This is a genomic window from Micromonospora sp. NPDC049081, from assembly GCF_040648835.1.
GTDB classification, from domain to species: domain Bacteria; phylum Actinomycetota; class Actinomycetes; order Mycobacteriales; family Micromonosporaceae; genus Micromonospora; species Micromonospora antibiotica.
The window spans coordinates 1-15,236 of record NZ_JBEZEK010000030.1; the positions used below are offsets into that span (position 1 = coordinate 1).

10 protein-coding genes are annotated in these 15,236 nt (G+C 73.2%); 3 read left to right on the forward strand and 7 right to left on the reverse strand.

The genetic code is table 11. From position 1 onward, the window contains the following. Positions 1-104 precede the first annotated feature (104 nt). Positions 105-875 (reverse strand): nucleotidyltransferase domain-containing protein, encoded by a 771-nt coding sequence (locus AB0B63_RS28405; RefSeq protein ID WP_357024210.1) that lies wholly within the window; start codon positions 873-875, stop codon positions 105-107. Between the two features lie 116 nt (positions 876-991). Here AB0B63_RS28405 and AB0B63_RS28410 point away from each other — a divergent pair, with 116 nt between their 5' ends. After that, entirely contained in the window at positions 992-1,963 is a 972-nt protein-coding gene (locus AB0B63_RS28410; RefSeq protein WP_208570624.1) for a helix-turn-helix transcriptional regulator, read from the forward strand. 241 nt (positions 1,964-2,204) lie between these two features. After that, positions 2,205-3,155 (forward strand): alpha/beta hydrolase, encoded by a 951-nt coding sequence (locus tag AB0B63_RS28415; RefSeq protein WP_357024213.1) that lies wholly within the window; start codon positions 2,205-2,207, stop codon positions 3,153-3,155. Here AB0B63_RS28415 and fxsT read toward each other — a convergent pair. The 6 genes from fxsT to AB0B63_RS28445 all read right to left on the reverse strand — a co-directional run bounded on the left by fxsT (position 3,149) and on the right by AB0B63_RS28445 (position 12,569). After that, complete coding sequence (fxsT, locus tag AB0B63_RS28420) at positions 3,149-7,057, reverse strand: FxSxx-COOH system tetratricopeptide repeat protein (protein WP_357024216.1); 3,909 nt, start codon at positions 7,055-7,057, stop codon at positions 3,149-3,151. The genes AB0B63_RS28415 and fxsT overlap by 7 nt on opposite strands. A 2-nt stretch (positions 7,058-7,059) precedes the next feature. Next, positions 7,060-8,220 (reverse strand): TIR-like protein FxsC, encoded by a 1,161-nt coding sequence (locus tag AB0B63_RS28425; RefSeq protein ID WP_357024219.1) that lies wholly within the window; start codon positions 8,218-8,220, stop codon positions 7,060-7,062. Beyond that, positions 8,207-8,887 carry a TIR-like protein FxsC gene (locus AB0B63_RS28430; protein WP_208570628.1) on the reverse strand — a complete coding sequence of 227 codons (681 nt, stop codon included), beginning with the start codon at positions 8,885-8,887 and terminating at the stop codon, positions 8,207-8,209. Before AB0B63_RS28430 ends, AB0B63_RS28425 begins: the two co-directional genes overlap by 14 nt. A gap of 213 nt (positions 8,888-9,100) precedes the next feature. Next, positions 9,101-11,380 (reverse strand): FxsB family cyclophane-forming radical SAM/SPASM peptide maturase, encoded by a 2,280-nt coding sequence (locus AB0B63_RS28435; RefSeq protein WP_357024223.1) that lies wholly within the window; start codon positions 11,378-11,380, stop codon positions 9,101-9,103. A 16-nt stretch (positions 11,381-11,396) separates the two neighbouring features. Beyond that, positions 11,397-11,570 carry a hypothetical protein gene (locus tag AB0B63_RS28440; protein ID WP_357024226.1) on the reverse strand — a complete coding sequence of 58 codons (174 nt, stop codon included), beginning with the start codon at positions 11,568-11,570 and terminating at the stop codon, positions 11,397-11,399. Positions 11,571-11,666: 96 nt separating this feature from the next. After that, on the reverse strand, positions 11,667-12,569 hold the full coding sequence (locus tag AB0B63_RS28445) for a DUF4231 domain-containing protein (protein WP_357024229.1): 903 nt from the start codon (positions 12,567-12,569) through the stop codon (positions 11,667-11,669). Between the two features lie 450 nt (positions 12,570-13,019). On the opposite strand from AB0B63_RS28445, the gene AB0B63_RS28450 reads away from it, so the two are divergent. Next, positions 13,020-15,083: a M4 family metallopeptidase gene (locus tag AB0B63_RS28450; RefSeq protein ID WP_208570631.1), complete on the forward strand. Its 2,064-nt coding sequence runs from the start codon at positions 13,020-13,022 to the stop codon at positions 15,081-15,083. Positions 15,084-15,236: the final 153 nt, after the last annotated feature.

Sequence of the window (15,236 nt, forward strand, 5' to 3'; positions counted from 1 at the left end):
ACCTTCGATCGCGTTGGCCTCGGCCAGCGCCGCGCGGCGGGCCCGCTCGCCCTCACCGGTGAGCCGGGCCTGCTCGGCGGCGGCACCGGTGCCGTGGTGACCGGTCAGCCGGCGGTGATCTCGGCCAGGATCTGCTGCTGGAAGGCGCGGGCTTCGGCGGCGGTCGGCGGTGGGCCGCCGTCGCGGGCGCGGACACAGCGGCGTAGCAGCTCCGGTTCGCGGCCGAGGGCGATCACCCGGTGGCCGGCGGCGACCTTCGACAGCCAGTCGCCGTCACGGACCCGGACCAGGGCGCGGCAGGCGGCCAGGACCGCGTCCTCGGCGCCGGGGGTGGGGCCGTCGCCGGGCGGGGCGGGCCGGGCCAGCCACCACCGCAGCGCCGCCACCAGCAACTGTCGCAGGTCACCCGGAGCCAGCTCGGCGAAGACCTCACCGGCTGGCGGTCCGGCCAACGGCAACCCCCGCTGGTGCAGGATGCTGCGGTCCAGGCCGTACCAGAAGTGGCCGTCGGCGGCGGGCCGGTCGGCCGGCGTGAAGGTGACCCGCGACGACATCCGCGCCCCGGTGTTGAGTTCCACCTCGAAACCGGGCTCGGGGGTGCCCGAGGCGGCCACCTCCCGCGAGTAGGTCACCAGTTCCAGGCCGCGCGCCGGGCAGGGCAGGGTCTCGTGACGCAGCCGGTCCACCAGGGCCTGGCTGGTCCGTCGGGACAGGGTGCCCCGGCAGACCAGCGCCACGTCGACGTCGCTGCGGCCCGGCCGGTAGGCGTCCAGCGCCACCGAACCGGCCGCGTAGGCACCGACCAGCTCCGGTCCGAGCACGTCCCGCGCACAGGGGACCAGGTCGGCGAGGTAGCGGCGTACGGCGGGATCCATGGTGGTCATCCTGCCCGCTGCCGGAGGGCCGGCGGCGGCGGAGTCGGTCGGCGGGCACCCCTGGCGCGGATGCCGTCGGTGGGACAGACTTGAGGCCCGACACCGAGGACGGGGGCATGGGCGGTTCCACACAGGACGATGCGGCGGCGGAATTCGTGCGGGAACTGGCCCACTGGCGACGCCAGCGGGGATTGTCCAAGAAGGAGCTGGCCGAGCGCACCGGCTTCGACCCGTCGTACGTCAGTCACATCGAGAACGGGCGGCACCAGCCCACCGAGGAGTTCGCCCGTCGGGTCGAGCTGGTGCTGGACAGCGGCAACCGGATCTGGCAGCAGTACGTCACCTTCGCCGACGCCCGGGGGTCGGGGGGACGCCGCTCGGCACTCGGCCCGACCGCAGTGCCGCCGCCGGCCGGCTCGCACCTGGTGATCGAGGACGAGCAGGCCATGCTCTCCCTGGTGGACGGGGTGTACGAGTGCCGGTTCCGCCGGGTGCTGCACAGCGTGGGCACCGAGCCGATCACCCGGCACACCGTGCAGATCGACATCGACCGGTTCCCCGAGGATCCGGCCCGGTCCGCTCTTTTCCACAGCCACCACCCGCTCACCATCGACGAGGTGGCCTTCCGGGCGACCATCGGCACCGAGCAGGCCGAACCGATGCGGTGGCGGGTGAGTCGCAGCCGGGACGCCTTTCTCAAGATCGTCCTGTTGCTGGACGGTGGGGGCACCCCGATGCCGCTCTACCCCGGGCAGCGCACCGTCGTCGACTACGCCTACCGGGTGCCGGCGTGGAAGTTCGGTGACTGGTTGCAGCGTGACATCCGGCTGCCCACCCGCAACCTGGTGATCCGGCTCGACTTTCCGGTCGAGACCGGCCCGACGGTCTGGGGCTCCGAGACCTCGTTCACCTCGGAGTCGACCGTCGAGGTGCACCCGGACCGCCGGGAGGGGCAGGGGCGGGTCGCGTACCGGTGGGTGGTGTCCCGGCCCCGGCTGCGCGCGCAGTACCGGGTCGACTGGCGGTACGCCGACCCGCGTGCCGCGCTGGTCGACGCGCCGACGGATATCCGACCGTTGGCCTGCTGAGCACCGCCGCCGGGGCGCCCCGGCGGCGCGGGCGGGCGGTCGGAGGCGGCCCGCACGGCCGGCCCGCCCTGGCCGACAGGTGTCGCTTCCGACAGATCCGGCCTGTTGTCGGGCTCGGCATAGCGGTGCGGCGGGCTCGACCGTTAGGCTCGAAGGCTGAGCGGAGCCGACGGAAACCATCGTAGCTGCTCGATGCAAATCGCGAGTAACGGCTGGTAGTGGCACTGGAAGGCAGGCTGCAGTGACCCGAGAAGGTGAGCCTGGGCCGCGATACGCCCACCGTGCGGACAACAAGCGGGTGGCGTACGAGGAGTCCGGTGCTCCCGACGGGTTCCCCGTCTTCCTGATGCACGGCACACCCGGCAGCCGGCGGGGGCCGAAGCCCCGGGGCATCGTGCTCTATCGGATGGGGATCCGGTTGATCGCCTACGACCGCCCCGGATACGGCGACTCCGACCGGTTCGAGGGTCGGGACGTGGCCGACGCCGCGCGGGACGTGGAAGCCATCGCCGACCAGCTCCGGCTCCGCCGGTTCGCGGTGGCCGGCCGCTCCGGGGGCGGGCCGCACGCGCTGGCCTGCGCCGCCGACGAGCGCCTCCGCGGTCGGGTGAGCCGGGTGGCGGTGCTGGTCAGTTTCGCGCCGTCGGAGGCCATCGGGCTGGACTGGTTCGACGGCATGAACCGCGACAACCAGCGCGGCTTCGGTGACGGTCGGCACGACACCGAGATCGTGGTCGAGGAGATCCGCCAGCGCGCCGCCCGGGCCGCCGAGGACCCCCGGTTCCTGCTGCGGGAGCTGATGACCCAGATGGGGCCACCGGACCGCCGGGCGATCAACGACGCGGCACTGCGCGGGATCATCTTCGACACCTATCAGGAGGCGCTGCGGGCCGGCCCGTACGGCTGGATCGACGACGTGCTGGCGCTGCGCCGCGACTGGAAGTTCGACCTCGACACGATCGACACCACGGTCACCCCGGTACGCCTGTGGCACGGCGAGGAGGACACCTTCGCGCCGGCCAGCCACGGCCGGTGGCTGGCCGCCCGGATCCCCGGGGCCGAGATCGAGGTGCAGCCCGGCGCGGCCCACTTCGACGCCATGCAGCAGCTCCCGCGCATGCTGCGCTGGCTCGTCGACGGGCAGGCCCCGACAGGCACCGACGTGCTCATCGGGGCCCGCCCCGGTCAGTAGGGGTGCGGGTCGAGGACCCGACGCACGTACCGTCCGGCGCGCAGCACCACCACACTCGGGTGTTCCTGCCCGATCCGGTCGGCGAGCCGGTCGGCCAGCCGCATCCGTCCGATGCTGACCGTCCCGCCGGTCGCCGCCTGTCGGGCCGTCTCCAGGTTGCCCAGGCTGCGCAGGGTGTCCGGATGGTCGACGCCCAACACCGCCGTCAACCGGTCCACCACCGCCTGCAACCGGGCGAAGCCCTCCTCGTCCCGGCCGGTGAGGATGGCGAAGACGGCGAGGTTGTTGTCCGCGCCCATGCTGAACGGATGCTCGGGCCCCAGCACCTCCCGTAGCCCGTCCGCCGCGGACACGGTGAGCGCGTACGCCTCGTCCTGCTCACCGATGTCCCACAGCGCCACCCCCCGGTTCAGTTCACACACCAGCGTGTAGGGGTGCCGCGCCCCGAACACCTCCGCGAGCGTCTGCTGCACCTCCTCCAGCTCCGCGCGGGCCTGCGCCCCGTCCCCCTGGAGCATCAGGTTGGCCGTCCGGCTCAACCGGCTGAGCAGGGTGTCCGGGTTGGCCGCCCCCAGGGTGGCCCGCAGCCGCGTGTAGGCGTCGTCGAGCAGCCGGCCGGCTTCGGCGATCCGGCCGGTGCTGCGCAGCGACGTGGCGAGGTTGGCCTGGCTGATCAGCAGCTCCCGGAACTGGTCGCCGAACAGCCGCCGGTAGCCCTCGATCACGTCCTGCAGCAGGGCCACCGAACCCTGGTAGTCGCCGGTCTCCCGCAGGTCGCGCGCGTAGTTGCCAGCTGAGAGCAGGGTGCGTGGGTGGTCGGGGCCGAGCACCACCCGCAGCCGACGGTAGGTGGCCTCGTCGAGATCCAGGGCCCGGGTGAAGTCGCCGGCCAACCGGTGGGAGGCGGCCAGGTTGTTGGCCGCGTTGAGGGTCCGCCGGTGGTCCTCGCCGAACACCTCCACGCAGGCCCCGTGGGTACGCAGGTCGCGCTCCAGGGCCGGCCGGTAACGGCCGAGGGCCCGCAGGTCCGCCGCGTACCCCCCGGCGGTCATCAGGGTGTAGGGGTGGCTCTGGCCGATCAGCTCCTCCTGCTGGTGCAGGGTGTCCTCGTCGAGCGCCAGGGCCTGCTCGAATCGGCCGAGGCTGCGCAGCAGGTTGGCCCGGTTGAAGCGCAGGTTGAGCAGTTGCACGCGCAGCGCCCGGTGCGCGCCGGTATCCGGGGGGAGCCCATCGAGCATCGTCGTCCAGGTCGTGTCCACCTCCCCGGCGTACTGCGCGCCCTGCGCGAAACCGCCGTTGAGGAAGATGTACCGGACCCGGTCGATGACCAGCTGCCGGACGGTGTCGTCGTGACAGGAGACCGCGTCCGAGCCGTCCAGGTGCGGCCACAGGTGCCGGTACCGGACCTGGAAGACCGGGTCGTCCACCTCACCCGAGGGGCGGGAACCGGCGAGGATGCGGTGCACGTCGTGTTTGACCTCGGCCAGTTCCCGCTCGGACATCCGGGCCCGCAGCGCCGCCTGGAGCAGCCGGTGGATCTGCACCCGCTGGGCGTGCAGGTCCACCTTGATCAGGGCGAGCCGGTTGATCCGTTGGACCAGCGCCGCGGCGATGTCGCGTTCCGAGACCCGGTCGGTGACCTGCGCGGCGACCGACGGGTCGTGCGGGGCGATGACCTTCGCCACCTGGTCGCTGAAGAGCAGGTCGAGGGCGATGTCGGGGGCCAGCACCGAACCGAGTTGCAGCAGCCGGTAGGCGCCCGGGGACTGCTCCCGCAGACCCTCCAGCGACCGGCCCCACACGTCGCTGTCCGGGCCGGTACGCGCCAGGCCCGCCAGGTAGGTGGCGACCGAGTCGGGGCTCTCCGCCAGCCACGCCCCGGCCAGCGCCACCAGGATCGGGACGTCCTCCACCGCCTCGGCGACCTGCTGCGCCTCGGCGGCCGTCATGCCGCGACGGCCGGTACGACCGATCAGGTGGTTGACGCTCTCGCCCCGCTGGAAGGCCTCCACGTCGACCGCCCGCGCCAGGTCGCCCCAGTCCGGGTTGCGGGTGGTCACCAGCACGTGCCCCTCGCCCTGGGGGAGGAAGTCCTTGACGTGGTCGTACTGGTCGACGTTGTCGAAGACGACCAGCCAGCGCAGCGGCGGCTCGTCGGCACCCCGGCCGCCGCCGTGGCTGAGCCAGTCCCGGACCGCCCGGGTGTTGTCCGGCACGTGCTGCAGGTCCGGCAGGTTGAGCCGCCGCCCCAGGTCGGCGAAGCGGACGTCGATGAACTGCGCCGGGTCCGCGTCCACCCACCACACGACGTCGTACGCGCCGTGGAAGCGGTAGGCGTACTCGGTGGCGACCTGGGTCTTGCCGATGCCCGCGCCACCCCGCAGCGCCACCGGGACGCGTTCGCGCGCCGCCGTCTTCAGCTCCTCCCGCAGGGCCAGCAGCAGGCCATCCCGGCCGGTGAAGCGGACGTTACGCGCCGGGGCGTAGAAGACCATCGGCTCGACGGCCGGGTAGCGGGTCGCCGGCACCGGCCGGTTCCGGCCGTCGACGGACCGCCCGACCAGTTCCCACACCTGCTCGGCGGCGGCCGAGACGCCGCGCTCGTGCACGGTGGCCCAACTTCCCGGCGGGGTGTCCACCGACGGGGTGGTGTCGTCCAGATGCAACGCGAGCACGGGGGAACCCGCCTGCCGGGCGGCCCCGCCGAGCGCCCGGCGGGCGGCGAGGTAGGACCGGGAGACCAGGTGCAGCTCACGCGAGGGCGTGCCGGCCGGCACCGACGCCGCGGCACCCAGCGGGGTGGCCAACACCCGCAGGTCGACCGCGTGCAACGTGGACTGCACCCACTCCGCCCACGCCTGGTCCTCCGGCACGTACCGCAGCACGATCAACTCGTCGACGATCACCGGTTTGCGTTCGAAACGCTGGATCGTCTGCCGCCGCAGCCCGTCGTCCATCCGGGGCAGTCCGGTGACCGCACCACCGGTGATGTGCCGGGTCAACGCCTCGTACGCCGACAGCAGGCCCCGGCTGCCCGGCACGTCGCCGAAGGTCGCCAGGGTCTCCTCGTACGCGTAGTAGGCCCGGTAGGGCACCTCCACGGAGAGCCAGTAGTCCTGCCGTTCCAGGTCGGTCATGCCGCTGGGCAACCCGACGAACCGCTGCATGGCCAGCGCCCGGCCGGCGTCGGTCTTGGTCTTCTCCCCCTCGTCGACGCGCATCGGCACCGGCAGCACCCGGCGGGCCCGTCGCCCCTCGTAGCTGCGGACCCGGGCGGCGACCGTGGCGGCGCCGTCGATGCCCTGGTCGCTGAGGGTGAAGCAGTCGACCAGCAGGTCCGGCAGGTGGATGGTGCAGATCTCGGCGACGTCGCTGATGCCGGTGCGGCTGTCGATCAGGGCGTAGTCGTAGTGCCGCTTCATGTCCGCGCGCAGCGCGTCGAAGAACTGCGCCCCGCCGAGCCGGTTGTAGAAGTTCTCCCAGTTGAGTCCGGTGACGCTGGTCGCGTAGTCGGGGTTGTGCCGGCCGGCGAGCAGCAGGTCCAGGGTGCCGCCGCCGGGGAACTCCCAGCCCACCGAGAAGGCGTACTTGTGGACCCGGGCGTACTGCCGGTGCCAGTCGCCGGGGCGGGTGTCGACGCCCTCCTGCCGGCGCCGGGCGTTCTCCCACTCGTACTCCAGGATCAGGTCCATCACCCCGCCGGTGGAGGCGACCTGCTCCGGGTCGAGGAACGGTGCGAAGAACCGGTGCAGGCCGGGGGATTCCAGGTCCCAGTCGGCGACGAGCACCCGGTGGCCGTTCGCGGCGAGGATCCAGGCGGTGTTCGCCAACGCCATCGTGCGCCCGGTGCCGCCCTTGTACGAGTAGAAGGTGACGACCTGGCCGTCGTGGGGTGGAGTCATCGTCATGCCTTCCCTCGCCGTACGTCGAACGGTCCGGTCGCCCCCAGGGTCGGCTTCGGGTCGTGCGGGCCCTGCGGCGGATCGACCGGACCGTGCCGGAGGAACTGTTTACGCGCCTCGGTGACCAGCAGCGGGGCGCAGCGCTCAAACTCGTCGATGGTGCGCACCGGCAGCACCCAGGGGAACCGGGCGTCCTGCAAACTACCGGCGATCGCCTCGGGCGTCGGCTCGCCACGCGCGTGGTCGGCGGCGATGACGAGCGGGACCGCCCACCGCGGCAACCCGTCGAGTGCGGACCGGGCGGCGTCCACCCCGACGCCGGCGTCGACCAGCACCACCGCCGGGCTGCTGGCGGCCCGGTCCCGGGCCTCGGCCAGCTCGACGACCCGGGTGGGCAGGCCCAGCCGTTCCGCGGTCGCGGCCACGTAGTCGGCGACGGCCAGTTGGTGCTGGTCGCCGTAGGGCCGCCAGCGCGCCCGGTCGGCGGTGAGGGTGGTGACCACGAGCGCGGCGCCCGGCCCGTCGGGGACCGGGCTGCTGGTCAGCGTCGTCGCCCGGGACGGGGCCAGCGGCTCGTTCTCGGTCACCGTGACGATCCGGTCGGCCAACGCCCCGAGCAGGTTGCGGTACTGGGTGCGGTAGGCGCTCAGCTTGCACAGCGCCCGCAGCCCGTTGTCGGCGTAGTCGGCGCGGTCGCCGGGGTCACCCACCAGGTCCAACGCCTGGACGGTCTCGGGGCGGTCCCCCCAGGACGGCAGCGGCATCCAGAGCACCGGCAGCACGTGCCGCTCGGCCCGGCCGGCCGCCAGTCGGACCAGCCGGCTGCGGAAGGAGTCGCGTTCACCGAGCGCCCAGGCGTTGCGGAAGTAGTTCGGTGAGTAGAGGGGCACGAAGACGTGGGCGAGGCTCAACGCGTTGGTCAGCGTCCGCCTCAGGTCGACGCCGGGGCTGACCTGACCGTCGAAGAATCCCGCGTCGAGCGGGCCGAGCCGGGTGGCGCGTTCCCGCACCGCGTCGGCGAGCTGGTGGAAGAACTGGCTGACCCAGTAGTCGGTGTCCGGCCGGGCGGCGTCGGACAGCGGGACGGAGTGCGCGTAGCTGAGGAAGAAGTAGGTCTCCTGCCCGACGACGCCCGCCGGGGAGGAGGGGTCAGGCCAGGTCATGCCCGTCCTCCTCGAACTGGTCGGGCAGCTGCCGCAGATCGGTCGGCACCGCCGCCTCGACCCAGTGCGTGCGGTACGCGCGGGCGACCCGCTGGGCCAGTCGCCAGACCACCGCGTCGTAGGCGTCCTTGCCGTTGCTGCCGAGGCTGAGCAGTCCGTAGATGCCCTCCTCGTGATATTGCGGGGCGATGTCCGAGGGTAACCGGGTGGGGGTGAACATCTGCCGCTGCGACACGGGTGGGGGCATCCGCCGACGCTCCACGACCGACCAGTTGACCGGGATCACCGGGGTCTCCCCCGCCGACGGTTCGGCGTCCGGGCGGGGTACGACCCGCCGCCGGGTGAAGGCGTTCCACTCCCGGGCGCACCACGCGCTGCGCAGGTACTGCGGTGAGATCAGCGGGATGAACACCTGGCAGTGCCCGGCGGCGAAGGCCAGGTCGTCGGTCCACAGCTGTCCCCCGTCGAGCATCCGGTCCATGAAACCCGCCGTTCGTCCGGGGCCCAGGCCGAGCAGCTCGACGACGTGGTCGGAGAGGTCGACGAAGAGCTGGAAGACCTTCTGGTTGGTGTCCCGTGGGGGTGCCGCCACCCGGTTGCCGGTACGGGCGTAGCTGAGGAAGAACACGGGGGCGCTCTCGTCCTCCCGGAACTGTTCCTCCGCCACCTACCGCTCCCGCCCGGCGCCGCCACTCCCGACCGACCACAGTATCGATCGCCGCCAACTCCGCGCTGTCCCGTTCCTGCCGGTCGGGGTCCGGCGGCGTCGGCGACGGGCATCCGGGCCGGGGTCGGCCGGCACCCGGGCCGGGCCGTGCCCGGCGCAGCGGGTGGCGACGCTGCACACCACGACGATCCCCGCCGGCCGGTCCGGCGGGGGTCACCGCCAGTCGTCCAGGGTGGCACGCATCCGCTGGACGAAGCGTTGGCCGTCGGCGGTGAGGCTGCCCAGGTCGAGCAGCGCGTCAACCGTGCCGTCGGTCCATTCCCGGTAGCGCCGGTGGTGCGCCGCCGCCTCGGCCCCGGGGCGGTGCCGCCACACGTCGGCGACGGCGAGGTGGGCGTAGACGCCGTGCAACGCGCCCTCCACCGGGCGCGGGTCGTCGCGCCAGGGCACCCGCAGCCGCCGGGCGTCGGCGGGGTCGAACAGGTCGCAGACGTCGAGGATCGCGTCGAGCTTGAGGTGCTGCACCTCGTGGACGAGCAGCACCGCCAGTGCGGCGGCGTCGACCGTCGGGGTGACGGCGACCGCGCCGAACGCGGACCGGGCGGCGGCGCTGCGGGACCGGCCGGACGGGTCGGGTCGCAGCGGCACCACGGCGCGCAGCAGGGCACGGACGCCGGTGGCGTAGCCGACGGCCTCGGCGTCGAGGCGGTGCACCGCCTGCCGGACCTGCGTCGTCCACCGGTCGGCGACCGCCGGGGTGAGCCGGGCCGCCACCGGCAGGTCGAAGCAGTCCCGGTACGGGTCGGTGTCCTCCAGGAGGATGGTCCCGTCGCCGGTGTACGCCGTCCGGGTCGGCTGCCACCGGTCCGGGTTCGGCCCCCGCAGTGGGCGGATCCGGATCCGTCGCCGGCCGGCCCGCAGCTCGACCGATCCGGCGCAGATGGCGACGGCGATGGTGTCGACGGGGGTGTCCACGACGAGCGTGCCGAGCGTCGGCAGGTGCACCGCGCCGGCCCGTACCGGCAGCACGAGGTCGGTGTCGACGCCGGCACGGACCGCTGCGGCGGCGGCGACGGCGGCGAGGTGGGGCAGCTCACCGGTCTCCCCGGCCCGGCACCGCTGGGCCCACCGCCGCACGAAGGGGTGGGTCAGCACGGTATGGACGGCGTCGGGCGCGGCCACGTCCAGGTCCACCAGGAGCCGCCACCCGGCCGCCGCGACGGGGTCGGCGGTGGCGGCGGGGCTGAGCGCGACCGTCAGGGCGCGGGCGATGCCGTGGTGCACGGCGGCGAGCTGACCCGTCGACTCCGCACCGCCCCGCCCGGAGCCGAGGTCGTCCAGGACGGCGGACGGCAGCGCGTCGGCCGACCGGTCCGGCACCGGGCCGGCGGGCGTCGTGGTCGCGCGGACCAACGCGGCCAGGTCGGCACAGTAGACGGACGGGTTGTCGAAGCCGCTGCCGGAGCGGTACCGGTGGGCGAAGAGGCCACCGCCGCACCGGCGTACCAACGGGCAGGACCGGCAGGTGGCGCAGAGGCCGGCCAGGCCGGTCTGCCGCACCGCGATGCCGGGATGGGCGGCCGCCTCGTCGACCGGGTGGCGGAACACGTCCAGGCCGGTGGCGGCCGCGCCGTGGAAGGCGGACTTGAGCGAGTCGACCTGTTCGAAGGTGCCGTCGGTCTCCACCACCACCAGGTCGGCCGGGGCGAGCCCGACGGCCTCGGTGCTGGTGCTGCCCCCGGCGGCGGTGGCCAGCAGGGACTCCAGCAACCGGATCGGCACCGGTCGCCCGTCGGCCAGCCAACGCCGGTGGATCGTCAGCAGCCAGTCCGCGTAGGGGGTGGCCGCGCCGTCGGGGCGGGTGGGCGGCCGGTCCCAGTTGGCGTGCGGCAGCAGGAAGTCGATCCGGGGTGGTTGCTCGGCGAGCAGCGCCTGGTAGACCCGGAGCGGATCGTTGGCCAGGTCGACGGTGCACAGCAGGCCGGCGTAGGCGCTGCGGTAGTCGGGGCGGCGCAGCAGGGCCAGCCCCCGGCGTACCTGGTCGTAACTGCTCGCACCGGTGGCGTAGCGGCGGTGCCGGTCGTTGGCCGAACGGTCGCCGTCCAGGGAGACGCCGACCCGGATCTCGTGGGCGACGAGGACGTCGGCGATCTCGGGGGTGAGCAGCACCCCGTTGGACTGCATCCGCAGGTCGAGCCGGGCCACCGGGGTGATGGTCCGGCGCAGGGTGTCGGCGGTGGCGGCGAGCCGGGCCGCGCCGGCGAGTAGCGGCTCTCCGCCGTGCAGGACCACCCGGACGGTGCCGAGCCGGTGGTCGGCGGCGTGTTCGGCGATGCGCCGCGCGGTGGCCTCGACCGTGTCGGGCGTCATCAACCGGGGCTGACGACGCCACGACTGGTCGGGGTGTTCGTAGACGTAGCAGTGGTCACAGGACAGGTCGCATCGGCTGGTCAGCTTGAGGACGTACTGGCTGAGCGGGGCGACCGGAGGCACGGGCGGGTCGACCAGGTCAGACCGTCGAGCCGAAGGAGGCGACGTCGACCCGGGTCGGGTGGGCCGCCCGGCGGTCGTCGATGCGGGCCACGGCGACGGCCCGGTCGACCGGGATCTGGCCGAGTGGCGTACGCCGCACGTCGCTCATCGGCGCCGGGAACGGATCGGACAGGCGTTGGGTGCGGTCCACGTGGGGCCCCATTTCGTGTCGGGAGTGGACGGAGGTCCGTCCACGTCGACGGCCAATCACAGATATCGATGATGCTATCCGCCACAGCGCGTCATGTCACTGCTGCGCAGCGCCATCTTCCTCGATCATCTTGGCCATCCAGGCGGCGTTGGACTGGGCGATGATCCGCTCGACCTCGGCCACGAGCGCGTCGTCGTCGGTCCAGCCCAGGCCGGCCGCGCGGGTCGTCCGCAACCGGGTCAGCTGGTCGGCCGTCCGGGCGTACTCCAGGTGCTGCTGCTCGAAACGCTGGGCCGCCCCGTAGCCGACCAGCGCCGTGGTGACCACCGCGGCCACCCCCACCCAGGCGGTCAGGCCCCACCCGTCGCCCAGCACCCCGGCGGCGGCGGAGAGCAGTGCGGCCAGCACGGTCAGCCCGGTCGTGGCCCGGCCGATGCGCCCGGCGGACCGGCCGGCCCGCCGGGCGGCCGGCAGGTAGTAGCCCTCGACCTGCCGCTGCACCCGTTCGACGAGGTAGCTCGGCACGTCGGAGACGGGCGGTAGCGGACGCCGCCCCGCCGCGACGTCGAGGGTGTGTCCGACCAGGTCGCCGCCGTCGGCCAGGAGCAGGTCGTGGCGGCGCAGCAGGACGGCGTCGGCATCGGCGTCGGCGTACGGGGCGACGCGGGCGAGGTAGCGGTGCAGTTCCGCCTTCATCGCCTCGGAGGTCGCGCGGAACCGGGTCCAGGCCGCCACCGCGTCCCGGGAGGCCGCGCGGCCGGCCACCGGCACCAGCAGCAGGGACGTGGCGGCGACGAGTGCCAGCACCCGACCGGCGGTGGGCGCGGGCTCGGCCAGTCGGGCCGCCGCGGTGCCGGCGACGGCGGCGGTGACGGTGAACGCGGCGACCAGCCGTCGTCCCCTGGTGATCCGTCGCTTGGCCCGTCGGGCGGCCTGCGACCAGATGCCCTGCCTCCGCCACACCTCGGCGGCGGCGAGAGTTCCGTCGATGTCCGGCACGCCCCGAATGGTAGGTGACCCGCGCATCCGACTCGTGCCCGCTGCGCCGAGCACGACGGACATGACGACGTTGTCGTACTGCTGGTCGACCGGGTGTATGCGCATCGGCCGCGCGTTCCGGCGAAAACGATCAACTGGGGCGGCCGACCGGACAGGATCCGGAAAGGACGACCTGTTCAGGGCGGGGTGCATGACGGTCGTTCATCGAGCGGCAACAGTCGTACCGACGACAGTGTCCGATGGTTGCCCCGGTCAACCCATTGATATGGGTGCCTACCCGTGTGATCGTGCCTCCAGTGGTCGCCAACCCCCGGCGACCTGCGACGGACAGTCACCCCCACCGGGCCGCCGGCAGCCCGGAGACCGCCCGACGCAACCACGCCTCAGTGCAGCATCGGCGCGCGACCCCACCGGGTCTCGCAGCGCCGCCCGAGAACAGGAGCACCCCCCTTGAAGCTCTCACCCCGCCTCGTCGCGCTCTCCGGCGCGGTCGCGGCCGGCCTGATCGCCGCGGGCACCACCGCAGCGGTACAGGCCGCGCCCTCCCACCCCGCCCCCGACCCCGCCCAGGCCCGCGCCGCCGCCGTCGGCGCAGCCGGCTCGCTGGTCGCCAGCCGCCCCGGTTACCTGCACGCCAGCGCCGACGACGCGTTCGTGCAGCGGCCGGTCATCTCCTCCGAGGGCATGCAGTACGTGCCGTACGAACGCACCTACCGGGGCCTGCCCGTGGTTGGCGGCGACTTCGTCCTGGCGACCACCGCCACCGGGGAGGTCACCTACGCCTCCGTCGCCCAGCAGCAGAGCATCGGCGACCTGTCGACCACACCGAAGCTCACCACCACGGCGGCCGAGCGGATCGCCCGCGCCCAACTGCGCAAGGTCACCGGTGTCGAGGGCACCACGCTGGTCGTGCACACCCTCGGCGCCCGGCCCGCGCTGGCCTGGGAGACCACCGTCACCGGCACCGGCGCGGACGGCCCCAGCCGGCTGACCGTCGACGTGGACGCCGTCACCGGCGCGGTGCTGGGCACCCAGGAACACGTCGTCCGGGGCACCGGCACCGGGGCGTGGAACGGCCCGGTCACCCTGACCACCACCCAGTCCGGCAGCACCTACTCGCTGAAGGACCCGGGCACCACCAACCTGAGCTGCCAGGACGCCGCGAACAACACCACCTTCTCCGGCCCGGACGACGTCTGGGGCAACGGCACCGGTACCAGCAAGGAGACCGGCTGCGTCGACGCGCTGTTCTCGGCGCAGACCGAGCACAAGATGCTGTCGCAGTGGCTGGGGCGCAACGGCGCGAACGGCAGCGGCGGCGCGTGGCCCATCCGGGTCGGCCTCAACGACCAGAACGCCTACTACGACGGCAGCCAGGTGCAGATCGGCAAGAACACCGCCGGGCAGTGGATCGGCTCGCTCGACGTGGTGGCCCACGAGATCGGCCACGGCATCGACGACACCACCCCCGGCGGCATCTCCCGGGGCAACACCCAGGAGTTCGTCGCCGACACCTTCGGCGCGGCCACCGAGTGGTTCGCCAACGAGCCGTCCACCTACGACGCGCCGGACTTCCTCGTCGGCGAGAAGATCAACCTGGTCGGCAGCGGGCCGATCCGCAACATGTACAACCCGTCCGCGCTCGGCGACGCCAACTGCTACTCCAGCAGCATCCCGAGCCAGGAGGTGCACGCGGCGGCCGGCCCCGGTAACCACTGGTTCTACCTGCTGGCCATGGGCAGCAACCCGACCAACGGGCAGCCGACCAGCCCGACCTGCAACAGCAGCACCGTGACCGGTCTGGGCATCCAGAAGGCCATCAAGATCATGTACAACGCGATGCTGCTCAAGACGACCACCTCGTCGTACCTGAAGTACCGCACCTGGACGTTGCAGGCCGCCAAGACCCTCTACCCGGGCAGCTGCACCGAGTTCAACACGGTCAAGGCCGCCTGGGACGCGGTGAGCGTGCCGGCCCAGTCCGCCGACCCGACCTGCACCGGCGGCACCCCGACGCCCACCCCGACGGCGACCTCCACCCCGACGCCCACCCCGACCTCGGGCGGCTGCTCGGGCCAGAAGCTGACCAACCCCGGCTTCGAGTCCGGCGGCACCGGCTGGACCGCCACCTCGGGCGTGATCACCTCGTCGGCCAGCCAGGCCGCGCACGGTGGCTCGTACAAGGCGTGGCTCAACGGGTACGGCTCGACCCACACCGACACCGTCACCCAGTCGGTGAGCATCCCGGCCGGTTGCCGGGCCACCCTGTCCTTCTGGCTGCACATCGACACGGCCGAGTCGGGCAGCACGGCGTACGACAAGTTGACCGTCAAGGCCGGCAGCACCACCCTGGCGACGTACTCCAACGTCAACGCCGCCAGCGGCTACGTGCAGCGCAGCTTCGACGTGTCGGCGTCGGCCGGCAGCACCGTCACCATCTCGTTCAGCGGGGTGGAGGACAGCAGCCTCCAGACGTCCTTCGTGGTGGACGACACCGCGCTCACCCTGAGCTGACCCCCACACTGCCGGCAGCGGCCGGTCGTCGCCACCCGCGACGGCCGGCCGTCGGCGTGTCCACCCCCACCCGCTCCTCCGGCATCCCGGGCAGGCCCCGGTCCCTCTCCGGCATCCAGGGTCGGCCCGGGTCCACCTCAGGCATCCAGGGTC

Excerpts from the sequence above, each read along its gene's own strand:
- AB0B63_RS28410 (WP_208570624.1), top strand. The coding sequence starts at position 992 with ATGGGCGGTTCCACACAGGACGATGCGGCGGCGGAATTCGTGCGGGAA.
- AB0B63_RS28405 (WP_357024210.1), bottom strand. The coding sequence starts at position 875 with ATGGATCCCGCCGTACGCCGCTACCTCGCCGACCTGGTCCCCTGTGCG.
- fxsT (WP_357024216.1), bottom strand. The coding sequence starts at position 7,057 with ATGACTCCACCCCACGACGGCCAGGTCGTCACCTTCTACTCGTACAAG.
- AB0B63_RS28425 (WP_357024219.1), bottom strand. The coding sequence starts at position 8,220 with ATGACCTGGCCTGACCCCTCCTCCCCGGCGGGCGTCGTCGGGCAGGAG.